Raw genomic sequence first — 26797 nt, forward strand, 5'->3', positions numbered from 1 at the left:
CCCTTAATCCAGAACCCAACGAAGTTGAAGCTGTGCAACCCGCTCATCCACATCTTTAAGTCCAAATTTATTATTCCAATGTTGGTATTCTATACCCAAGAACAGTTTATCGGCTTGGCCCAGATGTGTACCAATATCGGCCAAGAGGGTTGGAGCCGCTAATTGATAGCCAGATCGTGTCCCCTCTGACCCTGCCATATCCACAAAACCATCAAATAAGAAGGGCTGACCTCTGACAGCGAAGGTTTTTTTCCATGCAAAAGTTGTGGCCCATGTGTGCCCAGCTAAATCCGGATTATCACGGAGATAGAAATTAGTAGCAAAAAATTTGAACCCGGGGATTGTCCAATCCGCCCCGACGCCAAATAAATATCTGGCTGAGCCCTTTTCAGGCACTTCAAGCGTTGATGCCAAAAGAATATCTTTGACAGGTCCAATCTTCACCGGAGCCTTCCTAATTTTTTTAAGACTCAAACGCGAATGCCATTCAAAATAGTCTTGGCCAGAAAGGGTCGCATCATAGAAAACCATATTGTCCCCTAATGTCCATCCATGAGCATGCTGCAGAGTGATAATTTCACGTTGAGACGACCCGAGGGCATAACCACTACCGCGCAGTAGCTGAACATTCGTGCTATGCCATTGGATGAGGCCATCATCCTTTGCGAAAGCAGCCACTGGCCAAATTGCACAGATAAAGACAACAAAGCCTATTTGCCAAAAATTATTCAATACGCGCCACACAATGGGTATAAGATGAACCAACACGACTTAATTCGGCATTTTTAAAATAATAATCATTCACCGTGATTGGAATCAAACACTTAACCAACCCCTAATTTATTTGATATTTCAACTAAAAACAATCTCGGAATTCTATGATAAGTTGAAAAACTAGCAAAAATTTACATAAATCAGAATGAATTACGAAATAACAATCAAGGGTAGTAAGCCTTAAAAGAGTCAATAATAGAAATTCTAAAACCAGAACTGGCAGTGACACCATCGTCAGAATTTAAAAGGAATGGTGGGCCTGTCAGGGGAAAGTTTGAACCTTTTGTTTGAGGAACTCTCCCAATGGAACCTTGAACTTGAAAACGTTACAGCTCTTGGGCGGAATTCTAAAGAGCAGCATAATAATACAGCTGACTGACAGAACTCAGTATTTTTCAGGACAAGTTGCACCACCGCGTCGACAGGATTTACAGCGCGGGGAGTCCCATCGTCAGAGTTTAGAGCGTGGGCGCGCTGTGGCAAGGCAATTCCCTGACGGGAAGTGTGGCGTGATCGCGATTTAAAAGAGCGCGGCAGAGTATCAAGCAAGCGAGTGTTGCGACCGACTATCGGGAGTACGGCGGCGTGGGTTTCGTCCGATTAAGTGGACAGCCCGCGTGGTGGCCTCTACGATGGAGACCAATGATGAGTTTTGTTTTACGCAGCTTCCACCACGCGGCAGCGGTTTATTATGAACGGCATGATTATGACCCCGCAGCCCCGCTGTCCCGCTCGGCAGAAGGTGTCGTCTTCCTGTCCATATTTGAAAGAACATAATGAAAATAAGGGTGAATGGAGACGCGGGGATACGATTGTTGAAAAGACAGTTTTATCGGAGGAAATGAGTGTTTAGAGCGAGGATGCATGCGTCTAACTTAATTGCAGAGTGAGACCCGCCCCGCGAGGGTTCTGGGTGCGCGGCGTGCCTTGGGACGAGCTGGATTTCTTGGTCTTGCGCCCGCCTAAAATGAAGTCATCATCATTGGCCATGCGATTAACATAACAGAAAACGGCTCAAGAGTCCCGATTGGAAAGAGGGAGTAAATTACAGGATTCTACAGGGTTGCGGGATAGGGTCACTTCTGGCCCAAGGTGATGATAAAATAGTGTCACTTTGGCCCACAAAATAAGTCGTAATTACAGAGCTTTAGCGTCGAAGTGGGCCACAATGGCCGCTTCGCTTTATCTTGTTTCACGCCTAATCTGACACTTTTTATGATTTCACCGAACAAAATTTGCTTCCAATCTATCAAATAACCTATTCGAATTTCGGTTGATAAAAAACGCAAAAGACTTCCGTTTCATCATTGATTTTTTTTACAATGAAGCTTTTTTCAGGAAAGTCTATTTTGAGCTTTGCTCTCCACATTTCGGTTACTCGAATAGCGATATACTCTTGAACTTTAGATGTAGCGGATGAACATATGCTTTCTATACTAATTAAATTCATCCAATATTCTAATTGAACTTCATTGTTAGAAATTACCTCTCGATATTTTTTTTCAGAAAACTCTTCCTTCAAAAATACAAAACCATCCACTTCATGAAAGGTTGGCCAATAAAGCTGCAACAGGGCAACAGCTAAATCAGGAGAAATATTGTCAAAATTTAGTTTTGCATGAACATAGTCCAAAAGTGAAAATCGCTTAGATTTATTCGCTTTCACCCAACTTTGATAATCTGAAAGTTCTTTCTTCATCTTATTACTATTCGCCTTACTATCTAGGTATCTCATCAGGGAAAGGTGGCCGAACTTCTGTCTTACCCGGAAACTTTTGCCCATTTGGGGCTTCGTTCAATTTATTCTCTTTTACGTTAAGACGAGGAACATCACCATGATCTTTCCCCGACCCGCGATATTGCTTAAATGTACCGTCCCCATTGTGAGTTGTATACTGACCATCTGGTCCGGGCTTCTCAATTATTGAATGAGGTCGACCTTCAGCTTCTTCCAATGGGTCAGGCCTGGTGCTTCTATTTTTCTTACAATTATGCACCAGAACTTTGTTTTCACCAACAAAGTAAGTTTCAAAATCGGCTACCGTTAGATTGTATGTTGCATCAACTCGGTCAGTTTTGACAACTTTAGTGATGACCATAGTCTGGTTGTCAGCAGTCGTCACAATCATGTCGTCAGATAATTCAGCAGTTTTTTTCCAACTCCCGTTCCCGTCCGCATCAACAATCCACCAAGGATGGTCATCTGTTGTTTCAAAGAATTCGGACGAGTTGTTCTCGCCTGAAAGAGAGACTTCCCAAATCATTCGTTCATTTAAACGGATGAGGTCGGTAACAGCTTTGAAGGCCGTCTTGCCTGTTTCAGGATTTCGAGCTAGAACGCGGTCGTCTAATTCAATCTCTTCAATTGGACGCAAACCATCTTCTGTTTCGACGAGCGTTCCTGCGACAAAGCAGCATTTGCCTCCAAGTAACCGCTTCGCTCCCTTAGCTTCATCTCCAAACCCTGTTGCGAGGTCGAAGATTGCGAAGGCTTTATCACCTAAGGATGCGTCCTTACTTAATAATGTCGCACCATTTTCGACATAGCTAAGCGCTTCATCTTTCAAAGCCCCCTTTAGGTTTCCGCCGTTTTTGTAAGTTCGTTTGCCGACGTTATACACGGATTTAACGATTTTCAGAAACTCGTCATTGGGGTCGGTTGCGTTAATCGGATCGTTCCAAGTGTAGGCATATCTATTGAACTGACCGGGATAAGGTTTGTCCAAGAACGTTATGGGGTCTATGCTCAGGAACCGCCCCATAACCGGATCATAATAGCGGGCCTGCATATAGTTCAGGTCTGTGGCTGCATCTTTAATATGCCCCGTGAACCCGCCTTGGTTGGTGAGGTCGGGATTATCATCCATTGCGATGCCGAACGGTGTGTAGCGTTCCCGCTTTATCGCCGCGCTGCCCTTTTTCGTCGCCACGGGCGAGCCAAGGTGGTCTGCGAAGATGTAGGTGACCGTGGATTTGTTCTCGACTCTGGCTATGGATTTCCCGCCGAGGCTCACATAATCTGTGCGCTTTTCGGGGACGGATTGCGCTTGCGCGTCGGTATAGGGGCGTTCATCAACATGGACTAACTGACCTGCCATATTGTAAACATTATAAATCGTCCTCCCGTTGACGACAGACCGAACCCCGAACTTATGAAATTTGCAACGATGATGTTTAAAACGATATGGGAGAAAAATCTGGCGGACGCCCAAAACCGTCAAAAAGCTGCACAGCAGAAATTGAATGCACTGGAGACGCGCGTCAAAGCACTAGTTAACAGGATTGTGAAGGCCACACAGCCGGCACTGATAAATGCATATGAGGGTGAGTTGATCAAACTGGAATCTCAACGATTAGCCGCCGAAGAACAAATTGAGCATTTGGAAAGCCAAAAGGGGCATGAAAGCCCTGACTTTGAAGGGGCTTATAGAACCGCCATGCGATTCCTCTCAAACCCTTGTTATTTATGAGAGTCTTCACACATCGGATATAAACGAACTGCGGTCAAATTGGCCTTTAAGGGCTCCCTACTTTATGACCGAAACGAAGGCTACAGAACCGCCCAAACCAATCTTCCTTTTCAAGTAATTCAAAGACCTAGCAAGGTAAGAAAAGGGGATTCCATTCAAAACGAAGGAATGGTGGGCCTGTCAGGGGAAAGTTTGAACCTTTTGTTTGAGGAACTCTCCCAATGGAACCTTGAACTTGAAAACGTTGCAGCTCTTGAGCGGAATTCTAAAGAGCAGCATAATAATACAAAGGTGACGTCTTCCTGTCCATATTTGAAAGAACATAATGAAAATAAGGGTGAATGGAGACGCGGGGATACGATTGTTGAAAAGACAGTTTTATCGGAGGAAATGAGTGTTTAGAGCGAGGATGCATGCGTCTAACTTAATTGCAGAGTGAGACCCGCCCCGCGAGGGTTCTGGGTGCGCGGCGTGCCTTGGGACGAGCTGGATTTCTTGGTCTTGCGCCCGCCTAAAATGAAGTCATCATCATTGGCCATGCGATTAACATAACAGAAAACGGCTCAAGAGTCCCGATTGGAAAGAGGGAGTAAAATGCAGCTAGATACAAGGTTCAGAGAATAGGGTCACTTAGTGCAATTTTTGCTCGTAAAAAATGCACGGGGGCCAAGGTGATAGAAAAATGGTGTCACTTTGGGCCATAAAATTAATCGTTTGCTACGGCAAACCAGTGGTAAAAACAGAGCTTTAGCGCTTTGGAGGCGGTTGGCCTTGACCGAAGGTCTGGGCCAAATAATCGGTTCGGGGAACCGATTATAGACGGAAAAGGCCACGGCAGTGGCGGGGTGGGCCACAATGGCCGCTTCGTTTTATCTTGTTTCTCACCGAATTTGACCCTTTTTTTCATACCTTCAAGAGTTCTCCATCATACCAGACATCTTCGTAGCCATGAGCTTTCAAGAACCTCCAACCGGGCGGAAGACCAAGAAACTTTAGAATACTTGGATACAAGTCCATAATGTGTTCTGTATGTATAGGTTTAAAAAAGTCGGGGTCTTCAGAATACTCGCCAGCCCAAACATACCAACCATTTGTTCCCTCACTTAAGGGATGCCTTAGACCATGAATCGGTTCTTCACCTTTTTTTACTTGAGCGGATATCCCAATAATGTTCTCAAAAGGAGATGGGCAATATATTGCTCCATAATCCGCACATACTTCCCGCTGTGTAATTTCTATTTTGTTAGTCAAATCCATGCTCTCTTTTCATTGCCTTTGAGAAAGCACTCATACGACCACCTTCAGCATTAGAACAGGTCGGACAATGCGGAGTTACTGCTTTTGTGCTACGCATCCTTGTAGTGTTTATGGTTCCCGTACTGTAGTACTCTTTTACCAGTGGTGGAGTATGATTTGCGCGTTGAACTGGTGCAACTTTTCCATATTCCGTGCAAGGCTTTCCTTGCACAGCAGCTCTTTGGGCGGGCGTTGTTGCATTTGATGGCCGCGCATATGGTTGCGTAATCGTGGGTTTTGGAATGGTTGCAGTTACTGATCGTGTTGCAGCAGGAGCAGCTGTTGTATTTGGCCCAACTCTACCCATGCTTGCATTGCCTAAACTAGCTGTCAAAGCACCAACAACTTGCATTTCGCCGTTTGAAATTGATTGCCCGCCAGGCATTGTCTGACCAATATCAGAAATAGGCTGGCCATACTTTTCAACTAATTCTTGGGGATTGTCGGGACCCGGCAGCGCATTACGAATTGCATTTGCAACTTTGTTACAGAGGCCTTCATCACAAATCATTCCTGTGGAGTCAGCCCCATTAATAGGATCATTGAATACATAGGCATAACGATTGAACATTCCAGGGTTCATGTCAGCGTCCATCATGGTCACGGGGTCAATGCTCAAGAACCGTCCCATAACCGGATCATAATAGCGGGCCTGCATATAGTTCAGGTCTGTGGCTGAATCTTTAATATGCCCCGTGAACCCGCCTTGGTTGGTGAGGTCGGGATTATCATCCATTGCGATGCCGAACGGTGTGTAGCGTTCCCGCTTTATCGCCGCGCTGCCCTTTTTCGTCGCCACGGGCGAGCCAAGGTGGTCTGCGAAGATGTAGGTGGCCGTGGATTTGTTCTCGACTCTGGCTATGGATTTCCCGCCGAGGCTCACATAATCTGTGCGCTTTTCGGGGACGGATTGCGCTTGCGCGTCGGTATAGGGGCGTTCATCAACATGGACTAACTGACCTGCCATATTGTAAACATTATAAATCGTCCTCCCGTTGACGACAGACCGAACCCGTTTCAGATTTCCATCATAGAGATAAGTCCCATTCGCCGCGCCCGTCACGAGGGTCGGCTGATTGCTGTAATCATATGCTCTCACTCGGGCGACGTTACTTAAAATGGTGTCACTTTGGGTCATAAAATTAATCGTTTGCTACGGCAAACCAGTGGTAAAAACAGAGCTTTAGCGCTTTGGAGGCGGTTGGCCTTGACCGAAGGTCTGGGCCAAATAATCGGTTCGGGGAACCGATTATAGACGGAAAAGGCCACGGCAGTGGCGTAATGGGCCACAAAGCACGCTTCGCTTTATCTTGCTCTACACACTTTCTGACCCTTTTTAATAAATTTTTCTAAGAGCGATGCCTTCTTCAATAAATAAAAACCATCACACATATCGATAATTGTTGAACTCTCTAGCAAGTCTTTTATGTGACTTTCTTCAAAGTATATTCCCTTACTTTCAAGATATAAGGCAATTCTCCAAGCACTAACTTTGTCTGGCTGATCGATATGTTTTTCCATATCTACTGATAATTCATCAGAGTATCTGATAAAATTAACCCCAAAACCATGTTTGATATAACGCCACCTTTCAGTATCGATTGTTAAATCGCCTCGTTGGTTTTTCGCATTTACCAAAAAGACTGATGACAACCTATGCTGATGACAAATAATTTCTTTAACAGATTTTTCTATGATTTCTAACTGAGGTTCTGTCATTATCGACCCCAATTAGCGTTAGCGGCATCATTTATATACTCTGAGGCTTCGGTAGCATTCGCGGGTTCTCTGACACGTACAGGAACTTCGTCAAGGCCTGCTCTAATCGCAGCTTTTGCTCGATGATGACCGTCTTCAATAATAACGTTACCGTTTACGTTTACGCCACTAATAGGTTCACCCACGTATCCATCTTTCCTCATAGATTTAGCTATCCTTTTGACGGCGCTATTTGTCATTTCGTTTCTACCTTGCCTACTAAGTAACAATTTAGGGCTCATTTTAACTACATCATCGGCACTACTGATTACAGTCCTTGCAGCCATACCTCCTACAGCGACCTCAGAAACCGCAAATGCTTGGCTTTGAACATAACCCTCTATAGCGCCATCTAATGCGGCTGGCGCACCTGCACCTGCAATGCGGTCACCAAGAGATGCATCATTTACATTTAATGTTTGACCTCCATCTATACCGCCACTGCGCTGTCCCATTGCAACATAATCACCAACAGCAGAACTCGTATCTGCAGCAAACATTTCAGTAAATATATTGGAAATCCAATCAGATTGGCCTGACGGGTCGGTGCAATTCACAGGGTCGTTCGCGCAATATCGATAGCGGTTAAAGTATGATGGATTCCCAGTATCCAAGAACGTGACGGGATCGATGCTCAAGAACTGACCCTATCCAATACAGACAGGTTTATTTCATAAAGTCACACTCCTTTGTCATAGTTTCAACTCACCCGTCGTAAGTTAATTTTATGAGACCTATTCTATCCCTTTTCAAGTAATTCAAAGACTTAGCAAGGTAAGAAAAGGGGATTCCATTCAAAACGAAGGAATGGTGGGCGATACTGGGATTGAACCAGTGACCCCTACAATGTCAATGTAGTGCTCTCCCGCTGAGCTAATCGCCCGTCCTATTCGACGTCAGACATATGTAACACATATGTCATCGGGAAACGGGCGTATAGGCGAGGCGGCGTGGCTAATCAAGCCCGAAATCGCCTCTCATACAGCTCATTTTACTTATTTTATGAGGGCGTGACTTGCGGGGGCTTAAACATCGGACTAAGTCTCCGAAATGTTCTATAGACGTGGCCATAATCTCATCGCGATAGCCCTAGCCAGTCTTGTGCTTTCGCCGATTGCTTATGCGCAATCAGGACCGTCAAAGCTCACACCCGCAGAAATGATAATTTGCCAAAATGCAAAACAATGCCTTGATATTCTGGCACGGCATGACGAAAAAAGTTTCGATTATTCAGTTCTTATCGAGGCCTTTTCGCGCCTAGGCAATCAAGGGCGTAACGCTCTCATGCGCGCTTTAAGGGATAAGGATAAAAATTTATCCCATCGCGCCGCTTTGATATTAGCGCGAGCTGAATTTAACTATGGCCCGAGCGAACAAGCCTTCATCGCTGAAACGTGGGTTCGCGGGGCCTCCGCAACCCTTTCCAAAGTCATGGAGCAGCAATACACGCCCACCCTGCGCGAGGCTTTCATTAACACGCTTAATCACTCTGATTCGTCCATTCGCCAAGCGTCACGGACCGGAATTTACGTTGGTGAAAATATAAGCCGCCCAAACAAAGCCCTAACTCCGCCCTTCAATGCTAAACCAAATCTCTATCCGGCTCTCGCAAAAGCCGCTTTGGATAATCCGACAGCGGAAATCGCAAATTTCATCAGCGCTTACCCCCTACAACGCTCGCAATCTATATTGGCGCGGCTATTACGCTCTGAGAAAGAGGATGTGGTTTTTGCGGCCTATCAAGGGCTTTATGACATCAATCCCGAATCCGCTTTTGAGACTCTTCTCTCAACGCTTCGTGAGCTCAAGGCTGGGGACGAACCTATTGCCTTGGCTCTCGGCGATCTTTTGGCAAGGCGGCATCAAAATAGAGCCGACGGGTTTTACTTGCAATTTGCCAGTGAGCTCATCGAAGATACTGCCATGCCAAAACTTGCACAAATGGCTGCGGTTCATGCCATTATGGAGCAAGGTCAGAGTAAAAATCAGGCGACAATCTCCCTTCCCAACGCCGTAAATGTTGGAAGCTTATTGAAAAGCCTCATACAAATTCAAAACACCATTCCTCGCCAATATAGCGAAGCGCTCTATAATAAATTAGGGACGCAAAGCGAGGTTTTAATCCCGCAGCTCTTTGACGGGTTCAGCGTGTTAGGGGATCAAAACATAGAGCATTTCATTTCAGCGTTAACATCGCCTCCCAACAAAAAAGAAGAGCTGAATCAAGCTGCCACCACGGTATTGCTTCAATTATTAGATAATAAAGCAGATTGGCGTCTTGCGTCTAGGAGCGCGCAAATATTGAGTGAGAACAAGGTTCAAAGCGCCTTGCCCACTCTCAGGAAAATTGCCTCTCATTCATTGTTTTCTGAATTCCGTATTAGAGCCTTAGCGGCCATTGATACGCTCAACGGTAAGAGCGACTTTCAAGCACAATTTGATAAACATGCGAACAGGCTTTTAGAGAATAGCGACTCTTGTACAATTCAGCCGACTGATTTTTCTGTAAAAGCCAGACAGCTTCCTTTTTTTAAACCATCCGAACTCGCCTTCGGATATAGGACTGAACGCGCTTCTTTAACGTCTGCTGTCCCCACCAAGAAAGGCTGGCTTGCAGGGTATGACAAAGGAGAGTGGTCAGGCGGGTTAGTCGCCTATGACACTTTGGCCGGTACGGATAAACTTATATTGGGATCAAAAACGTCTAAATTTATAATCCCCAACATTAAGGCCATTATGCCAAAAATGCCCACTCCCCTTGGTCAATATTCCTCTCATTTTTGGGCGGTCTCGGGATTAAATCATTTAAGTTTAAACCATAGCTTTGTCATATCTATCACAGATAATGATGGGGACTATTTCATCAAGCATCACCTACGTTTACCGCGCGTCCCTTCGGCGATCGCCCAGCAAAAAGATGGCAGTGTTCTTTTCGGCTTTGGTGACAAACCTGAAAAATTTAATCGATACGACATTTACCAACCCCCTCTTCGCCTATGGCCTGACGGGAAATTAACGGATGCCTGCACTGGAACACCTAAATCAGCCACCGGAGTCATGCGGTAATGGCTTATTCTGAAAGTGAAGCCTTAAGGGCCCTAAAAGGTCTCTCTGACCCTCTTACGGGTAAAGACTTAGTCACGGCCGGTCTATTAAATGCCCTGCAGTTTGAGAACGGCGTTGTTCGCGCTGTCTTGCAGATTGATCCCAGTCACGCAGATAAATATGAAGCACTTCAACGCGCTACGCAAAAGGCGTTAGCAAGTGTAAACGGCGTAGAAACCGCTTCTGTTATTTTATCAGCCCATAAATCAGCGCCCAAAGTTGGTGGGCGCAAACGTCCGCAGCCCCATGCGGCGCGGCGCCCCGAAGGATATCAGGGCGACTCCAAAGTCGCTCGTGTCATCGCCGTAAGCTCTGCCAAAGGCGGCGTTGGAAAATCTACAATGGCCGTAAACCTAGCCGTTGCTCTAGCAAAATCAGGCCAGAAAATTGGGCTGCTTGATGCTGACATTCACGGCCCAAGCGTGCCGATGCTTCTTGGCCTTGCCGGAGAACGCGCCAAAACCGAAGAGGTAGAAGGCAGGCGGTTAATTAGCCCAAAAATCGCTTTCGGTCTTAAAGCGATGTCGATTGGGTTTTTAACGGATGATGATGGCCCTGTTGTCTGGCGCGGCCCTATGGTTCAGGGCGCGATATCCAGAATGATTTGGGATGTGAATTGGGGAACGCTTGATACGCTCATTATTGATATGCCGCCAGGTACTGGCGATGCTCAATTAGGCCTCGCCCAAGATATCAAACCCGCCGGCGCTATCATTGTTTCTACGCCGCAAGACCTTGCATTACTAGACGCCAGAAAAGGCGTTCGCATGTTTGAAAAAGTTGGCATTCCTGTTCTCGGTTTGATTGAGAATATGGCCGTTTTCACCTGCCCTGATTGTGGGTCACAACATCATATTTTTGGCACAGGCGGTGCCAAGCGTGACGCCGAAAAACTTGGCATATCCTATATCGGCGCCGCACCATTAACCTTGCCAATTCGCGAAAGTGGCGATGCGGGCAAGCCTATTGCTCAAGGCAATAGCGAAGAGGCTAAAATTTTTGATGCCTTAGCAAAAGCGGCCTTTAACTAAGCCAAACATCCTGCGCGTCAGTCTTCCACCCAACCGTTATCGTGTGACCATCGGTAATAATGGGGCGTTTTATCAGAGTTGGGTGCTCCGCTATTAAAGCAACGGCTTTTTCAAGATTAACATCGGTCTTTTCAGAAGCCTCTAAACCCCGCCATGTTGTTGACCGTGTATTCAGGACAGCCTCATACCCCAAAGTCTCTGCCCAGTATTTAATCTGCGACTCTGATACGCCATCAGCTCGCACATCAATTAACTCTGGTGATAGCCCTGATTGGGTCAGAGCCTTAATCGCTTTCCGGCATGTATCGCAGGTCTTTAGGTGATAAACAGAGAGGGTCATTTTTCATTCATTTTTATTTGAGTGTTTATAAAGGCGATCATTTCTGACAGAACTTCGGCGCGCGGCGTATCGTGATGCATTTCATGCTCTGAGTTCTCATAAGCACGGAAAACAATATTTCGTCCAGCTTCTGCAAAACTTTCACTGCCTTGGAAACTCGTCAACTGATCTTCCTTTGCATGCATCAGCAATAAGGGCTTTGACCATAGCCCGGCTCGGTCCGATATAGATTGACCTATCGCGAGGGCATCCATAGCAAAACCAAATCCGATTTGGTTATGATTAAGTGGATCCGCTTCATAGCTTTCTTGTTCTACAGGCAGGGTTGATATCTTATCTCCAGACAAAGGCTGTCTCATAGTCGCTTGGGGTGCAATTTTTGCTATAACTTTCGCAAGGCCTCGCAAAATTGCTGGCGGCGACTTGGGAAGTAATATGAATGGAGCCGAAGCCATAATACCCATGATATCAGCCTCAGCCGTGAAGCCGTAATCAAGCACGACTCCGCCTCCCATAGAATGCCCATAAAGGAAATGAGGTCGCTGAGGATAAAGGCGCCGCGTTGTATCAAGGAGCGCTTGTAAATCACTCCGTAATAGAGCGTAGTCCGTACACACACCGCGTTTCCCGTCGCTTTGACCATGACCGCGTAAATCAATTGCTACTACAGCCACACCCGCTTTGACCAAATCCGGAGCAAGGCTTTCATACCGACCTGAATGTTCACCTAGGCCATGCACTAAACTCATAACGGCTTTTGGCTTCTGTACGGCCCAATGCCGACCGACCAATTTTGTTTCATCAGCCAAACTGATTGTTTCGAAAAGCACCGAGGTCAATTTAGGCCTCCCGCATTTTCACAGCCGTTCCATAAGCCAGTAATTCTGCGCCGCCTGGGCTTTGAGGTGATTTCCCTGAGACAGCTGAAAATTCAATGCGAATATTATGCACAGCCGTCGCCCCCAGCGCATCAGCCTCTCTTAACATTCTCACGACAGCCTCACGCCGAGCGCGTTCTAAAATCGTCTCATAAGAGCGAAGTGACCCTCCAAACAAAGCCTTTATCGCCGCTGCGATTTTCTTGAAATAATCAAGCCCAACCACAACACTTCCACTCACAAGGATAGCCCCTCCTTCCAGATCTCCTGCGTGGACATCTGGAATATGTTTAAGGTTTGTTTTTAGAATATGTGAAAATGCGGCTTCATCTTCTCTTAGGCGCTTAAAGTGCCGTCTTTCATTAATCCCGCCAAATATAACACCGATTGATATCAGTATGACAATAAAACCGAGCTGTATTAAACCCGCCATTAGTCAAGAACTACGGCTGTGCCATAAACATATAGCTCTGACGCGCCTTGGGCGACCGAGCTCGTCGAAAAGCGTACATTGACAACGGCATTTGCGCCCATCGAGCGGGCTTCATCGATCATGCGCTCTGTGGCCTGCCCGCGCGCATCTTCTAAGAGTTCTGTATACCCTCTCAGTTCGCCCCCCACGATATTTTTGAGGCCCGCCATTATATCACGGCCTACATGTTTGGCGCGCACCGTGTTGCCCTGCACCAATCCCTTCCACGATACGATTTCGCGCCCAGGAACAGTCTCTAAATTGGATAAAATAAATTCGCTCATAAAGTTCTCCTGTTTCACATTAACTCAGAGCTACATATCTGGCGACTGAAAAACGAAAAAATTGGTTAGGCGATAACGAATTCGTCATATACGATTTTGATAGCGTGACAGACTTGCGCGCGGCTTTCGGCTCTGGCACGAAGTCACTATGACGAAACACTCTCCTTTGCGCATTGCTTTCCAAATGGACCCCATGGAGGCCGTCGATATCAACGGCGATACAACCTTTGCGCTCGCGGAAGTCGCGGCGCAGCGCGGTATGTCCCTCTTTGAATATGGCCCGCAACATCTTGTTTATAACCATGGCCGTATTCAGGCCTATGCGCGCCCAATGACGGTTAGACGCGAAAAAAGAAACCACGTCAGTTTTGAGTCTCGCCGCCTTATTGACCTCGTCGATGACATTGATGTTGTTTGGATGCGCCAAGACCCACCTTTTGACATGGCATATATTACCGCTGCCCATATTTTAGAGCGGTTAAAAGGACAGACACTGGTTGCCAATGACCCTGAATGGGTCCGCTCTGGCCCTGAAAAAATTCTACCGCTTGATTACCCTCATTTGATGCCTGAAACTCTCATCACTCGCGATGAAACCGCTATTAGAGCCTTTCGTGATACGCATAAAGATATCATCATCAAGCCTCTCTATGGGAATGGCGGAGCCGGTGTATTTCGAATGAAAGAAGGCGACAGCAATTTTGCCTCTTTGCTTGAAATGTTTTTCTCTGTGTCTCGTGAACCGATTATCGCGCAGGCCTTTTTAAAAGACGTATCCAAAGGTGATAAGCGCATTATTATCATTGATGGAACACCTGTCGGGGCAATAAATCGCGTACCACAGCCTGGGGAAACACGGTCAAATATGCATGTCGGCGGAGAAGCCCGGGCGACCGATTTAACAGAAACCGATATGATTATCTGCGATGCCATTGGCCCGATGCTCAAAGAACGAGGACAAATTTTGGTCGGCATTGATGTCATTGGCGATAAAATGACAGAGATTAACACGACGAGCCCGACCGGCGTTCAAGAACTAAAACGCTTCACGGGCATAGATGCTGCGGCTTTATCTTGGGACGCAATCGAGCGGCGTTTAAATGCAAATTAAATATCAAAATATAATTATAATAAGAGGGAATACTGCATGGGAAAAACGACCAACCAGCCATGGCTAGAACATCACGCGGCATTGGGAATTAAAGCCTCCGAATTTGAAAATCGGCCTTTAGGATCCTATATCGAAGAACATGCCGAACAAAGACCTGAAGCCCCAGCCCTATGGTATGTCGCCCGAGCCATTTCATTTTCCGACTATAATAAATATGCCAACAAACTCGCAAATGCCCTAAAGGCGCAAGGCATTCAAAAAGGTGACGTCATTGGTATTCACATGCCAAATATCCCGCAATATGCGATTGCTTTGGTTGCCATAAGCAAAATGGGCGCGATAGGGTCGGGTATTTCCCCTTTATTAGCTCCACCCGAAATTGCACATCAAGTTAAAGACGCAAACATTAAGCTCATATTGACGCTTTCAGATTTGACACCCGCTTTATCGGCCATGACGGAAATACCAGATTGCCTCAAGGCTGTGGTCGTTACAGGGGCAAAAGACTTCCTTGCCCCAGATGACATCACACTCCCCACCCTGAAAGCCGTTGATGTAAAGGCTTACTTACCTTTTACACAAAACGAATCTGAGTCCTTTTCTCAAATCGAAGTCGACCCGCATGATACTTTCATGATTCAATATACAGGGGGCACAACAGGGCGCTCCAAAGGCGCCATGCTCAGCCATCGCAATATAATGCATAATACGGCGCAAACCTTAGCCATTAATCCAACGGAAATTGGCAAGGGTATCATTCTAAGCGCATTTCCTATGTTCCATATCGCAGGGCTATCCAATGCTATTTCAGCCGGGAAATATGCCGCCTTAGCCGTCTTAATTCCAAACCCGCGGGACACAGATTTTATTTGCGCCCAGTTGCGCGCTCATCCGCCGACCATTATCGCTGCGGTGCCTGCGTTATATGATATGATGGTGGCAAATCCTGAATTCTCTAAGCTGGATTTCTCTAAACTAGAAATGGCTATAACTGGCGCAGCCCCTTTAACACGTTCCACACACGAAGCCCTTACGACTATCCTTGGGGACAATAAAATCAGTGATGTTTTTGGCATGACTGAAACTTCACCTTGCTACACCGCCAATCCACCGTCCCGCTATAAACTTGGGTCGATTGGCATGCCTTTGCCGGGCGTCACCGTTCGTATCCGAGACACAGAGACAGGGGAAAAAGATATGCCCACAGGCGAAGCGGGTGAAATCGTTTGCACAGGGCCACAAGTGATGAAGGGCTATTTAAACCTCCCCAAAGAAACCAACATTGCCTTACGCGAGATAGATGGTGAACGCTGGATGTTCTCAGGGGACGTCGGTTATATGGATGAAGAAGGATATATATTCTTGTGTGACCGCGCTAAAGACATGTTGATTGTCGGCGGGTTCAAAGTCTTTTCTGTCGAAGTTGAAGATAAGCTTTGCTCACTCCCCGAGATTGCGGCCTGTGCCATCATCGGCACCAAAGACAATGAGCGCCCCGGCAATGATATCGTTAATCTTTTTGTTGAACTCACCCCTTCGTTTAAAGGCGCTAATGAAGCTGAAATAAAAGATAAAATCATTAGTTTTGTTCGCAGCACTATGGCGGCCTATAAAGTGCCGAAACACATTCATATTATCGACGCCATACCGCTCACCCCTATCGGAAAAATCGATAAAAAAGCGCTACGCGCCTAAGAGTTAAATAGCTAAAGCACTGAATATAAGAGGTAAGTCATGTCTGTACTTTCAATCCTTGAAAGCCGTTATTCCGTTCGCGGATTTAAAAAAGATCCTGTTGATGCAGAATTAATAAAATCAATTTTTTCTCAGGCCCAGCGCTCGGCCTCTAATTGTAATGTTCAACCTTGGCAAAGCTATGTTGTAAGCGGTGAAACAAGAGACAAAGTTTCAGAAGCCCTTGTTAAGGCCGTAATGTCAGGCAACCCACCAAATCCGAAATTTGACTGGGTGACACGTTATCAAGATGAGCATCGCCAACGCCAATTCGGTTCAGCCAATGCGTTATATTCTGCTCTTGGAATTGCCCGTGAAGACAAAATGGCACGAAATATTGCCATGCTTCGGAACTGGCAGTTCTTTGATGCTCCTCATGCCGTGTTTTTCGTTATGGAAAAATATATGGGTATAATGGGTGCGGTAGACATTGGGATTTATGCCCAGACATTGTCATTATTACTTGAGGAAAATGGCATTCAAAGCTGTATGCAAGGCGCTCTTGGCCAATTCCCTGCGCCAGTCGAAGAGCTCTTAGGCATTCCAGAAAGCCAAGGTATTTTGTTTGGCATGTCTTTTGGTTATGAAGACAAAGAACATCCTGCCAATGCCGCCCGAACGGACCGCGCCGATTTATCCGACGCGGTTAAGTTTTTTACCTAAGCTAAACACTCACTTTTTGGGGGATGGGGCAACTCACCCCCGTTGGGCCATGCATGCAATAACCTTCGGGGTTCTTAGCAAGATATTGCTGATGATAATCTTCAGCAGGGTAATATTTCGGCGCTTTGCCAATTTCAGTTGTTACAGGACGACCATAAGCCTTTTCATAGCGTGTCGCCGCAGCTTTGGCCTTGGCAAGATGTTCATCCGAATACACATATAAAGCGCTGCGATATTGCGACCCAACATCATTTCCTTGTCGATTGCCTTGCGTTGGGTCATGATTTTCAAAATAGACCTTTAAGATTTCATCAAAACTGATAACTTTGGGGTCATAGACGACATGGACAATTTCCGCATGTCCTGTCGCACCCGAACACACAAGTTCATAATTGGGCGTTGTTACCGTTCCGCCTGCATAGCCCACAGAGGTCACGTGAACGCCGTCAAGCTTCCAAAGTATTCTTTCGGCGCCCCAGAAGCAGCCCATACCCAGCAATACTTGCTCAAATCCCTCTGGCGTTTCCCCAAACATGGATTGACCATTCACGTGATGTTTATCAATTGTTGCGAGCATATTAATCTCCTATTTTGGAAGTGGGTCAAACTTTCCAGCGACAATCAACTCTAAGCGATCCGCCAAAATATCTGCCATCTCTTCGGCTTTGTCTTGAGTATCGATATGGTCTTGGCGTATCTCGATTGCAAGGTGACGGAGTGCGCGCGGGGCCACATGTTCATCAACTGTATAATTTAAGTCATAAGCAGAATAAGGCAGATTCATTCCAATTGTGAAGTTTCGACCAAGCCGCATAAAGCTTTCTCGTAAAAGTTCGGCGCTTTCCTCATCATGACGAATTAACAATCCAATATCTGTCATGCGAAACTCGCCCTCTCGCGGCTGTGGCGTAAAGCTGTGAATAGACAAAACGAAAGGCTGATTTAGACTATCCAAAGTCTCTCCAAGTTGACGGTGATATGGGGCATAAAACCGTTTCAATCTCGATTGCCGCTCTTTCGCCGATATGTTTTGATTGCCAGGCACCCATGTTCCGTCGCTTATCTCTGGAATAAGCCCCGAGGCTTTGGGATCACGATTTAAATCTATCACAAGGCGCGAAATGGCCGCCAGCTGCCCGGGGCATTTAAAATGCGCACAGAGGCGGCGAATTATCGTTTCTGTTCCGATGTCCCATGCAATATGACGGGTGAGCTCATCCCCGGATAAACCCAAATCATCGTATTCGGGCGGTATAAAATTTGACGCATGGTCACCGAATATAAAAACGTCATCACAACCCGTTGCGGGAATAAGGTGAAAAGCATCTGTCATAACGCTTAATTGCCCTAGATAAGCCTATTGTGCCAGTAAAGTTTCAGTGCTAATGCGCCGCTTTCCAAGGTTATAGACACTTCAGAGGTGAGGTGGCCGAGTGGTTTAAGGCGCACGCTTGGAAAGCGTGTTTAGGTTTGTAGCCTAACGTGGGTTCGAATCCCATCCTCACCTCCAGTGGTTCAAACAAAACCACACCTCTTCAGAATTCGAGACCCAGTAAATATATCTGTTGAGCGGTCTATATGAACGTCTCTATTCGGCCTATTTCTTGAGAAAGGGAACCTTCTCAAGCGACGAGGCGCTCATGGGCTTTGTGAAATAATCGATGACAGATTTATGCGCTCTTGACTTTGCTTTATCTTCGTCCTGATCAGAAGATGTGAGCATTATCACAACCGCCGAACGGTTTTCCCACGTTTCATATTCGGCTAAAAACTCATGCCCATTCATACGCGGCATATTGATGTCTAGAAAAATAACATGTGGCTGTTCGGGCAGCTCCATTAAAAGGTCTAGCGCCTCTTGGCCATCATACGCCTGTAAAATATTGATACTTGAGTCAAACTCTTCAATCGCATCTTTGGCTAAATATTGATCGGGCTCACTATCATCGACAATCATAACAGTACGCATATCTATCCCTTTTACATTTGAGAGGGCCCTGATGTTCTATGGGGCCTAACATTTGATTATAATGATAAAGGTATTACCACTTTGAAGATAGAGCCAATTCCAGGGTCTTCATAAGAAATGTCTCCCCCTAATATCGTAACGCTCTTTTTCATCATATATAGTCCGAGGCCAGAGCCAAAAGATGTGCGGGGATGGAACCGTTTGAACATTTGGAACAGGTTCTTTTGTTGATTTTTGGGAACCCCTAATCCATTATCTTTAACGGATAAAACAAAGTTATTTCGTTCCCTATATGTCGATATTTCTACTATGGCATTTTCATTAGACAGGTCTTGATATTTAACGGCGTTCGATATCAAATTCTCTATGATGAGAACCACCCGACTTTTCTTTGCGTAAAGCGTATCAGAAAATTCAAGGTTTTGTTTGATTTTTAAACGGTCAAAATTATCCATATATTTCAACTTATCGAGTGTCTCCATCACGACAGCTTCAACATCTATGGCTTGCTTATCCTCTTTCTCATTTTTTGTTTGAGTCAGCACGAGAATATCTTTGACCAGTTCCTCTAACTTTTTAAGGGACTTTTGAGTGTGAGATAAACTTGCCAGAGCCTTTGTTTTATTATCAGCGTGAATAGCCTTCTCAGCAATGCCTAATAAGCTGATTGAGGAAACAAGAGGTGACCGCAAGTCATGCGACGTCCGATAGGCAAATTCCTCTAATTCAGCATTCGCCTGTTTAATCTCTGCTTCCGCTTTTTTGCGCTTACCAACATCACGGAATACAACCACGGCCCCAGCAAGTTGATTGTTTTTATCACGTATCGGTCTGCTGGTATATTCCACAGGTATAGCTGTACCGTTCTTATGCCAAAACACTTCGCTGTCATCGGAATAGGTCTTCCCGTCTCTTATTGTAGAAAGAAAGTTACCATCTTTTTCATCAAAGGGCGTACCATCGGCATAGCTATGCTGGATTAAATCGTGTTGAGATTTATTCAACATCTCTTCCAAACTGTACCCTAAGAGGTTCTGGGCGGCTTTGTTTGCAAAGGTTGTATGCCCTTCTAGATCAAGTCCATATATACCCTCCCCTGCACTATCGAAAACGAGTTGCAAGCGTTTTTCGCTCTCAACTAATTTGTCAGTTTGCCTTTCGACTTCGCGGGCAATGATTTCCTTACTGCGAAGCAAACGCATCAAGGTATAGTACAAAAGCATGGAACATAACGCCCCAAATATAAGAACGAAAACAGACAACTTTTGGCTATAGGGCGGAGTCAATTCATGCGTACCATGCCAGTAAACAGTCCATTGCCGCCCTGCGAGTTTAAGCATCGTTTGTGTTTGATAGAGGCTATCGGAAGTTGAATCTGTGACTGAACTATAAATAAGTCCATCTTCAGATATCTCATTGCCGTCATACACACGAAAACTGATTTGATTTCTATTGACATCGGCAAGCCCCTTCATGAAATCGGATGCAATAAAAGGCGCATATACCCAGCCGGTAAAATGCTCCCGTCGCGCATCAATCGTATCGGGCACAAATTTTGTCTCATATACTGGGACCAACAGTAAAAACCCTGGCGTTTTCTGGCCATCCTGTACGAGGATGATTTTCTCCGTCAGTGATGGAACACCAAAGTCTCGCGCCTTTTCAGCCGCCGCGCGCCTATTCTTTTCAAACCCTATATCCAGCCCAATCGCTTTTTCGTTAAAGGCCTCTGGCTCAATATAGGTAATTATAAACTTATCAGGATTTGATGTTTTTGGATGGTTGATAAAAGTGGGTGCTGCATCAAGGCGAGCCTTCTCGATAAAGACAGGCAAGTCTTCAACTTGGACAGAGTTAATAAAACCGATTCCCGCGATTCCCGGCAATGTCTCTTCTATATTTAAGGCTTTAACATAAGCGCGCCAATCAAGCCTTTCTACACGGGTTGACGCGTACATCACACCAACACCGCCTAAGAGAGTATGTTGATAAAGACTGAAGCGCTCGTAAACTGCATCATGGGTATCAGAAACTAAACGTTCAAAATATTCCGTATTACTAACGGCCGTTGCTTCTTTTATCCCATAACTTGATAACAGAGTTAGTATCATCACAATGGCTGACAAAGTGGCGGGCACCACGCGCCATAAATCAAGTTTTTTGACGTTTTCCTCAACAAAGGCCAAGGATATTATACCAATTCCTAAAACGACAAAACATGAGGCCGTGTGAATCGCCATGCGCGTAAGACTGCCCCACCCATAGACGCCTTCAACATTTGTCAGATATCCAATCAGCGCCAAAATTGATAAGACAATTATAGAGCTACCTAAGCTTATTTGAATTTTTTGGTTTCTGGGGCCAATAGATAACACCAATCCGACAACGGTAAAACAAAGCGCTGTATTGGGCGCCATTCGCCCAGGGTGAGAGGTCTTCACCATGATGTACGCGTCCATGAATAGCTCATCAAGGCCGACATTGAGACCAAATATATATTGTAGAAGTGTAATACCCCCGAGCAATATACACCCTATCCCACAAAGAACCGTCAGCTTTGAATACTCGCGCGTAAGTGCAAAGAGGCCTAACCCAGCCAAGAGAAACCCTAAAGCTGTGTTATATTGCATGGGAGCAAAATGAGGCAAAACTTGTATCAACGCCTCATTCGCTGTGTACCAGCCAAACAAGACTAAGAGACCAAAAAACGCCGAAACTGCGCCGCATAGCCGTGGGAAAACTCTTAAATTATTAACGATAGTTAGCATCAAGGCTGCTCTATCAGTCAGGCATTAAGAAATTCTGATACCCTTTAAAATCACAATGTTCAGTGATATGATTTGAAGCTTAACAGTTCAAAGCTCTCGCGTCATCTCAGCTATCTGCTGACTCCCCCATTGCCATTTCGCTTACATTCCCTTAATCCCACGCGATGCCGAATATTCGGTACGGGGATAGAAAGAAGACAACTATGACAGTGCATTTCCACAAAGGCGATTTACCCGACAATTTAGACCTCGGGACCTCCATTGCAGTTGATACGGAAACACAAGGTTTGTCTCTTGTACGTGATAAGCTCTGCCTTGTTCAGCTCTCGGCTGGTGATGGTGATGCCCATATCGTGCAGATGGACAGAAATACCTATGACGCGCCTAATTTAAAAGCGTTATTGTCTAACCCCAAGGTTGAAACAATTTACCATTTTGCGCGCTTTGATGTCGCTATTATCAAGCGTGATTTGGGCGTGGATCTTGGGCCAATATTTTGCACCAAAATTGCCTCTGGTCTTGTCCGCACCTATACAGATCGCCACGGCCTGAAAGATATATGTAAAGAGCTTTTGGGCGTTGATATCTCTAAGCAACAGCAAAGCTCTGATTGGGCATCAGATGAACTTTCAGAAGCTCAATTAAACTATGCCGCTTCTGATGTTTTATATCTCCACCAACTTAAAACTATTTTGACTGCCCGTCTATTACGAGAAAGCCGCTATGATATGGCCAAGGCTTGCTTTGAGTTCTTACCAACGCGTGCAGCGCTAGACCTAGGTGGTTGGCCTGATGTTGATATTTTTTCTCACCGCATGCGTCGCCCTGATTAGATAACCGTTATAGGATGCGGGGCTCGCACGCGAAATCCTACCTTAACAAGTCTTCATCAGACAGAATTGGCGCTACACTTTGCGCGCTGACTACCCTATAGATTTAGCCATGGACGTAACCTCAACATCATCACCCAATGGCGTGCGTAATTTGCCCGTGCGTGATCATGGAGCAAGCGAGGCTTTAGGCCTGTGGGAACCCAAGCGTTCTTTGACATTAGAGGCAGCCCGCCGGCACACCCAACGCATCCAAATTTTGCGAAAAATTCTTATCGCCATGGCAACAGCCTTGGTCATTGTATTGGGATTGCAATTTATGGGCAAAGGCACCAGCACCTTTGACAACCCTAACCCAACAGAATCCGTAAAGATGGTAAACCCTCGCTATAGCGGACGAACAGCCGATGGATTACCTTTCTACCTGACGGCCGATACAGCCACACGAACAATGGCCAAAAGAGACGAAGTCGCGCTTATAAACCCAGTCTTGGAATTTGTCCGTCTGGACGGTGCAGCCTCTTCTTTTGTTCTCGCCAATAATGGTACTTATAATGATGTAACCAAGGTTCTCGACCTTAATGACTCTGTAAATTTAGAAACCGATGATGGCTATATCTGCCAAACGACGTTTTCGCGTATATTTGCGCGTGAAAAGCGCATTGAAGGTTCAGAGCCAATTCAATGCACGGGAACTTTTGGCGTCGTCAATGGCCAAGCTTATGAAATTAATAAAAACTACACTGAGTTTATTTTTAAAGACGGCATGAGCGCGCAAATCAAACAAGATCCAGCACAAAAACCTGCGGCTGACGCTAGCAACCCAGAGGCCTCAAACCAATTTGCCTTTAGCGGCGATGGTCTTGTCTATGTAGATGCAGACCGCGGTATATATGAAGGCGGAACGACCAAGCTGTTTGCGCGTGAAGGAGAAACCGTAACAGTGAAGCAAGGTGCGGCCACAATTAACGCGCAAGAAATAACAATTCTACGGCGCGAAGCGACGTCACAAGCTGATGGTTCATTGCGTCTCGGAGAGGTCAATAAAATCATCGCCCAAAAAGATTTCCGCTATCAAAACCCACAGAATGACGCTCGGGGTGATCAGGGTGTTTACGAACGCGATAAAAGCCTTATCACCGTTACGGGAAATGTCCGCGTCATGCAGCCGAGTGGGAATATGGTCAAAACAGATCGTCTGACCTATAACACTATCACAGAAACGGCGCGGTTTTCAGGTAATTGCCAAGGCCGCGATTGTGGTTCAAATGGCAGAAGCCGTACAACAATTGGCGGGAATTAGGTCTGCTGATGCAGGTAATAGGAACAGGAATGACTATGCGTATTTTATCAGCTCTGCCCGTTTTCTCTCTCTTAGGGATGATAGGTTTTGCATCACCTACCTTTGCACAGTTTTCAAATACTTCCAACGCGCCGATTACCATTGACGCCGATGATAGTCGCCTTGAAAGTGGTTCTGCCGTTTTTTCTGGCCAAGTCGATGCTCGCCAAGGCGATGTGCGAATCTTAACAGATGAAATGACTATCACAGGTCGGAAAGGCGGCGGGGTGAATGCTGCTGTAAGTGACATTGACACCATCGTGGCTGTTGGAAATTTTTATTACATTACGCCGACCCAAGAGGTCCGAGGTCAACGCGGAATTTATCGTCAAGCCAGCAATGATTTTACCGTCACTGGAAATGTCGTTCTCTTGCAAAATGATAGTGTCGTCACAGGCGACACACTCATTTACAATCTCGAAACCGAAGAAGCACGGATGGTCAGCAATTGTAAAGGTCGCAAATGCGGCCTAAGCCAACGTGTTCGGGTTCTTATTCAAAACACTGACCAAAACGGAACCAAGGGTTAGCCCGTTTCCAATTCATCCCAAAGGGCGAAGCATCAGGCTTATACGTAAAGAAATTTAATGGCTGAAACAAAAACAACATCCGCAGGACAAGTCATTACGCCGCCCGCCAAAGGGTTGGCTGCCAATCATATTGGTAAAGCCTATCGAGGCCGTGTTGTGGTAAAAGATATCACGCTAACGGTTCAGCGTGGAGAAGTCGTTGCCTTAATGGGGCCTAACGGCGCAGGTAAGACAACCAGTTTTTACATGATTATGGGCTTGATCGAAGCTGATCGCGGCATGATCACTTTGGATGGTCAAGACATCACGGCTTTACCTATGTACCAACGGGCCCGTTTGGGCGTTGGCTATCTCCCGCAAGAGCAAAGCATCTTCCGCGGCCTTACTGTCGAAGAAAATATCCGAGCCGTCGTACAGTTAACGGAAAAAGACAGATCCAAATGGAGCGATAATGTAGATGCGCTTTTGGACGAACTCAATATTGGTCATATCAAACACAGCCCTGCTCTTGCGCTCTCAGGCGGAGAACGGCGCCGAGTTGAAATCGCGCGGGCCCTTGCCTCTCGTCCTAGCTTCATGCTTTTGGATGAGCCCTTTACGGGTATTGATCCAATCGCCATCGCGGATATTTCTGAACTTGTTCTCTATCTCAAAAAACGGGGCATCGGCATTTTGATTACGGATCACCGCGTAAGAGAAACCCTCGATATCGTTGACCGCGCCTCTATTTTGTTCCAAGGCGAAGCCTTATTCGAGGGAACACCAGACGAAATCCGAGCTAACAAAGATGTACGGCGCGTTTATCTTGGCGAAAAATACGCCTAGTTCAAAACTAAATATTCTAACTCGCGGCTAAATGCTTCACCATCATATTGGCAGATCCTATGATTATGCAAAGCAGTGAAAGGCCACTCTTCTTTCAACATTTTCTTTGGATTATCGGACAGCCTGAGACGTGGCTAACCTTACTAATATGGGCTGTCTTAATTTTCGGCGTTGCAAAAGGTATCAGGCGCTTGTGGAAGACTGGCCGAAAGAAGTGGTCGGTATTTTTATTTATAATCGCTGTGACACTTCTCTCTTATTATATTTGGTTATCGGTAAATGCCGTAAGCTTTTATGCAGAAGGTCGGGTCTCAGAGCTAAAAGCTCTACGAAATGGCAAACGTATTGTTATCGGCCTTTTAGGCCTTTCCCTTTTTTGGTTAATTTTTGACCGACACATTTCAAAACTTTTGAAATCGTAATCCCTATCCCATCAGGATATTGTGAACATCTTTTGTTAGCTCCAATGACCGCAGTCTTGCCGTTTGATCATAAAAGTTTTTCGCGATGATAATTTCATCGAGCTGTAATTCATCTAAGAAATAGGACAATCGTTTAGCAATTGTCTCAACGGTTCCAACTGCGCTAACCTGCAACATCGCCTGTAACTGCGGCGCAATATGCGCTGGGACTTCGAAGTCTTCAACAGGGGCCCGGGTCAAGCCTCGATTATTCGTCAAAATCCCTGTAAATGCCTGCACTAAAGTCGAAAATTGGAATTTTGCCTCTTCTTCGGAATCTGCTGCAAAAACATTACAGGCCATCATGAAATAAGGCTTCGTTAAATGTGCTGAAGGCTTGAACTCACGGCGGTATATTTCTGCGGCTTGGAATAAATGAGTTGGTGCAAAATGCGAGGCAAAAGCATAGGGCAAGCCAAGCTTCGCCGCGAGTTGCGCGCCATATAGGCTAGACCCTAATATCCATACAGGCACTTCTGTGCCCTCTCCTGGAATAGCCCGTACCGACACCGTCTTTGTTTCATCTGGTTTAGCTAAATAGCCAATCAACTCTTCTACATCAGAAGGGTATTGCCGCCCCGCCCGTTCATAATCTTTGCGCATAGCCCGTATCACGCCCATATCCCCGCCTGGGGCACGGCCCACCCCCAAATCAATTCGGCCGGGGTGCAACGTGGCCAAAGTCCCGAACTGCTCTGCGATTAAAAGCGGCGCATGGTTAGGTAGCATTATACCCCCAGCGCCAAGGCGTATAGATTTCGTATGCGCCGCTATATGAGCGATTAAAACAGAAGTCGCGGAACTCGCTACACTCGCAATGTTATGGTGTTCGGCATACCAAACGCGCTTAAAATTTAAGGCCTCGGCTTTTTGAGCTAGCGCTACACTGCCTTCAAAACTTTTTGCAATTGAACCCCCATCTGTAACTTGAGCCAAATCTAGAATAGAAAAGGGAACCGTCATCTGCATAATCCTTTAGCAATCAGGCAATAGACGTATGGCTCATTACACAGAAATCAAGGCGCCCTATTGCATTCACGGCAGTTCACAAATGCACTCTTCATCAAGTAACCCTGAAAAACCCCTTTAAACCTTTATGCTACATGTAATTTCAACTGTTTTGATGTCGTAAAAATGTCATAATAAAAATAAATCC

General features: G+C 45.9%; 29 protein-coding genes and 2 tRNA genes. 14 read left to right on the plus strand and 17 right to left on the minus strand.

Annotated elements, in window-relative coordinates; translation table 11 throughout:
• Nucleotides 1-3: 3 nt before the first annotated feature.
• Nucleotides 4-732, minus strand: a complete 729-nt coding sequence (locus DES40_RS08830; RefSeq protein ID WP_147405881.1) for a DUF5020 domain-containing protein — start codon at nt 730-732, stop codon at nt 4-6.
• Nucleotides 733-1416: 684 nt separating this feature from the next.
• On the opposite strand from DES40_RS08830, the gene DES40_RS13450 reads away from it, so the two are divergent.
• Nucleotides 1417-1551 (plus strand): hypothetical protein, encoded by a 135-nt coding sequence (locus tag DES40_RS13450; protein WP_267896628.1) that lies wholly within the window; start codon nt 1417-1419, stop codon nt 1549-1551.
• Between the two features lie 481 nt (nt 1552-2032).
• Here DES40_RS13450 and DES40_RS08835 read toward each other — a convergent pair whose 3' ends face one another.
• The gene (locus DES40_RS08835) at nt 2033-2473 is read right to left on the minus strand and encodes a hypothetical protein (protein WP_121100938.1); all 441 of its coding nucleotides are present in this window, start codon (nt 2471-2473) and stop codon (nt 2033-2035) included.
• 19 nt (nt 2474-2492) lie between these two features.
• Nucleotides 2493-3872, minus strand: a complete 1380-nt coding sequence (locus DES40_RS08840; RefSeq protein ID WP_121100941.1) for an RHS repeat-associated core domain-containing protein — start codon at nt 3870-3872, stop codon at nt 2493-2495.
• A gap of 54 nt (nt 3873-3926) precedes the next feature.
• Between DES40_RS08840 and DES40_RS08845 the strand changes: the two genes are divergently transcribed.
• Together DES40_RS08845 and DES40_RS13105 are read left to right on the plus strand one after the other, a co-directional pair.
• The gene (locus DES40_RS08845; RefSeq protein ID WP_147405882.1) at nt 3927-4244 is read left to right on the plus strand and encodes a hypothetical protein; all 318 of its coding nucleotides are present in this window, start codon (nt 3927-3929) and stop codon (nt 4242-4244) included.
• A gap of 39 nt (nt 4245-4283) precedes the next feature.
• Nucleotides 4284-4646 carry a hypothetical protein gene (locus DES40_RS13105; protein ID WP_147405883.1) on the plus strand — a complete coding sequence of 121 codons (363 nt, stop codon included), beginning with the start codon at nt 4284-4286 and terminating at the stop codon, nt 4644-4646.
• Nucleotides 4647-5147: 501 nt separating this feature from the next.
• Here DES40_RS13105 and DES40_RS08855 read toward each other — a convergent pair.
• From DES40_RS08855 to DES40_RS08875, 5 genes are all read right to left on the minus strand, one after another.
• Nucleotides 5148-5501, minus strand: a complete 354-nt coding sequence (locus DES40_RS08855; protein WP_121100950.1) for an immunity protein Imm33 domain-containing protein — start codon at nt 5499-5501, stop codon at nt 5148-5150.
• A complete protein-coding gene (locus tag DES40_RS08860) occupies nt 5488-6678 on the minus strand; it encodes an RHS repeat-associated core domain-containing protein (protein ID WP_121100952.1) in 1191 nt (396 codons plus the stop codon). Before DES40_RS08860 ends, DES40_RS08855 begins: the two co-directional genes overlap by 14 nt.
• Nucleotides 6679-6845: 167 nt before the next feature.
• On the minus strand, nt 6846-7259 hold the full coding sequence (locus DES40_RS08865) for a DUF6896 domain-containing protein (RefSeq protein WP_121100955.1): 414 nt from the start codon (nt 7257-7259) through the stop codon (nt 6846-6848).
• Complete coding sequence (locus DES40_RS08870; RefSeq protein WP_147405884.1) at nt 7259-7936, minus strand: ParB N-terminal domain-containing protein; 678 nt, start codon at nt 7934-7936, stop codon at nt 7259-7261. Before DES40_RS08870 ends, DES40_RS08865 begins: the two co-directional genes overlap by 1 nt.
• A gap of 170 nt (nt 7937-8106) precedes the next feature.
• A tRNA-Val gene (locus tag DES40_RS08875) sits at nt 8107-8181 on the minus strand.
• A gap of 167 nt (nt 8182-8348) precedes the next feature.
• Here DES40_RS08875 and DES40_RS08880 point away from each other — a divergent pair.
• Nucleotides 8349-10364, plus strand: a complete 2016-nt coding sequence (locus tag DES40_RS08880; protein ID WP_121100961.1) for a HEAT repeat domain-containing protein — start codon at nt 8349-8351, stop codon at nt 10362-10364.
• Nucleotides 10364-11434 carry an Mrp/NBP35 family ATP-binding protein gene (locus DES40_RS08885; protein ID WP_121100964.1) on the plus strand — a complete coding sequence of 357 codons (1071 nt, stop codon included), beginning with the start codon at nt 10364-10366 and terminating at the stop codon, nt 11432-11434. The genes DES40_RS08880 and DES40_RS08885 overlap by 1 nt, the downstream gene beginning before the upstream one ends.
• Here the strand turns inward: DES40_RS08885 and DES40_RS08890 are convergent.
• The 4 genes from DES40_RS08890 to DES40_RS08905 are packed head-to-tail and all read right to left on the minus strand — an operon-like array spanning nt 11427 to nt 13408.
• Complete coding sequence (locus DES40_RS08890; RefSeq protein ID WP_121100967.1) at nt 11427-11774, minus strand: arsenate reductase family protein; 348 nt, start codon at nt 11772-11774, stop codon at nt 11427-11429. The two genes, DES40_RS08885 and DES40_RS08890, sit on opposite strands and share 8 nt — an antisense overlap.
• The gene (locus DES40_RS08895) at nt 11771-12604 is read right to left on the minus strand and encodes an alpha/beta hydrolase (protein WP_233345650.1); all 834 of its coding nucleotides are present in this window, start codon (nt 12602-12604) and stop codon (nt 11771-11773) included. Before DES40_RS08895 ends, DES40_RS08890 begins: the two co-directional genes overlap by 4 nt.
• 10 nt (nt 12605-12614) lie before the next feature.
• Nucleotides 12615-13085: a YbjQ family protein gene (locus tag DES40_RS08900; protein ID WP_121100973.1), complete on the minus strand. Its 471-nt coding sequence runs from the start codon at nt 13083-13085 to the stop codon at nt 12615-12617.
• The gene (locus DES40_RS08905; RefSeq protein WP_121100976.1) at nt 13085-13408 is read right to left on the minus strand and encodes a YbjQ family protein; all 324 of its coding nucleotides are present in this window, start codon (nt 13406-13408) and stop codon (nt 13085-13087) included. Before DES40_RS08905 ends, DES40_RS08900 begins: the two co-directional genes overlap by 1 nt.
• A 148-nt stretch (nt 13409-13556) precedes the next feature.
• Between DES40_RS08905 and gshB the strand changes: the two genes are divergently transcribed.
• From gshB to DES40_RS08920, 3 genes are read left to right on the plus strand one after another with little or no spacing between them, the layout of a single operon-like run.
• Nucleotides 13557-14519: a glutathione synthase gene (gene gshB / locus DES40_RS08910; protein WP_121100979.1), complete on the plus strand. Its 963-nt coding sequence runs from the start codon at nt 13557-13559 to the stop codon at nt 14517-14519.
• Between the two features lie 36 nt (nt 14520-14555).
• Complete coding sequence (locus DES40_RS08915) at nt 14556-16214, plus strand: AMP-binding protein (protein WP_121100982.1); 1659 nt, start codon at nt 14556-14558, stop codon at nt 16212-16214.
• A 39-nt stretch (nt 16215-16253) separates the two neighbouring features.
• Nucleotides 16254-16916: a nitroreductase gene (locus tag DES40_RS08920; RefSeq protein WP_121100984.1), complete on the plus strand. Its 663-nt coding sequence runs from the start codon at nt 16254-16256 to the stop codon at nt 16914-16916.
• A 1-nt stretch (nt 16917) separates the two neighbouring features.
• Here the strand turns inward: DES40_RS08920 and msrA are convergent, their stop codons facing one another.
• Both msrA and DES40_RS08930 read right to left on the minus strand, forming a co-directional pair.
• Nucleotides 16918-17493, minus strand: coding sequence for a peptide-methionine (S)-S-oxide reductase MsrA (gene msrA, locus DES40_RS08925; RefSeq protein ID WP_121100987.1), 576 nt, complete (start codon nt 17491-17493; stop codon nt 16918-16920).
• A 9-nt stretch (nt 17494-17502) separates the two neighbouring features.
• Nucleotides 17503-18249: an N-formylglutamate amidohydrolase gene (locus DES40_RS08930; protein WP_121100990.1), complete on the minus strand. Its 747-nt coding sequence runs from the start codon at nt 18247-18249 to the stop codon at nt 17503-17505.
• 86 nt (nt 18250-18335) lie between these two features.
• On the opposite strand from DES40_RS08930, the gene DES40_RS08935 reads away from it, so the two are divergent.
• Nucleotides 18336-18426: transfer RNA gene (locus DES40_RS08935), tRNA-Ser, on the plus strand.
• A gap of 87 nt (nt 18427-18513) precedes the next feature.
• Here the strand turns inward: DES40_RS08935 and DES40_RS08940 are convergent.
• Together DES40_RS08940 and DES40_RS08945 are read right to left on the minus strand one after the other, a co-directional pair.
• Nucleotides 18514-18885 carry a response regulator gene (locus DES40_RS08940; protein ID WP_233345544.1) on the minus strand — a complete coding sequence of 124 codons (372 nt, stop codon included), beginning with the start codon at nt 18883-18885 and terminating at the stop codon, nt 18514-18516.
• A 56-nt stretch (nt 18886-18941) separates the two neighbouring features.
• A complete protein-coding gene (locus tag DES40_RS08945) occupies nt 18942-21653 on the minus strand; it encodes a CHASE domain-containing sensor histidine kinase (RefSeq protein ID WP_121100996.1) in 2712 nt (903 codons plus the stop codon).
• A 203-nt stretch (nt 21654-21856) separates the two neighbouring features.
• Between DES40_RS08945 and DES40_RS08950 the strand changes: the two genes are divergently transcribed.
• From DES40_RS08950 to DES40_RS08970, 5 genes are all read left to right on the plus strand, one after another.
• Nucleotides 21857-22486, plus strand: a complete 630-nt coding sequence (locus DES40_RS08950; RefSeq protein WP_121100999.1) for a ribonuclease D — start codon at nt 21857-21859, stop codon at nt 22484-22486.
• A gap of 109 nt (nt 22487-22595) precedes the next feature.
• Nucleotides 22596-23786 (plus strand): LPS export ABC transporter periplasmic protein LptC, encoded by a 1191-nt coding sequence (gene lptC / locus DES40_RS08955; RefSeq protein WP_147405885.1) that lies wholly within the window; start codon nt 22596-22598, stop codon nt 23784-23786.
• Between the two features lie 29 nt (nt 23787-23815).
• The gene (locus tag DES40_RS08960) at nt 23816-24355 is read left to right on the plus strand and encodes an LptA/OstA family protein (RefSeq protein WP_170144943.1); all 540 of its coding nucleotides are present in this window, start codon (nt 23816-23818) and stop codon (nt 24353-24355) included.
• A 57-nt stretch (nt 24356-24412) separates the two neighbouring features.
• A complete protein-coding gene (lptB, locus tag DES40_RS08965) occupies nt 24413-25180 on the plus strand; it encodes an LPS export ABC transporter ATP-binding protein (protein WP_121101009.1) in 768 nt (255 codons plus the stop codon).
• 59 nt (nt 25181-25239) lie between these two features.
• Nucleotides 25240-25602, plus strand: coding sequence for a hypothetical protein (locus DES40_RS08970; protein ID WP_121101012.1), 363 nt, complete (start codon nt 25240-25242; stop codon nt 25600-25602).
• A 3-nt stretch (nt 25603-25605) separates the two neighbouring features.
• Here the strand turns inward: DES40_RS08970 and DES40_RS08975 are convergent, their stop codons facing one another.
• Nucleotides 25606-26604 (minus strand): LLM class flavin-dependent oxidoreductase, encoded by a 999-nt coding sequence (locus DES40_RS08975; protein ID WP_121101014.1) that lies wholly within the window; start codon nt 26602-26604, stop codon nt 25606-25608.
• Nucleotides 26605-26797: the final 193 nt, after the last annotated feature.

Origin of the sequence: Litorimonas taeanensis (assembly GCF_003634015.1) — a bacterium.
GTDB classification, from domain to species: Bacteria; Pseudomonadota; Alphaproteobacteria; order Caulobacterales; family Maricaulaceae; genus Litorimonas; species Litorimonas taeanensis.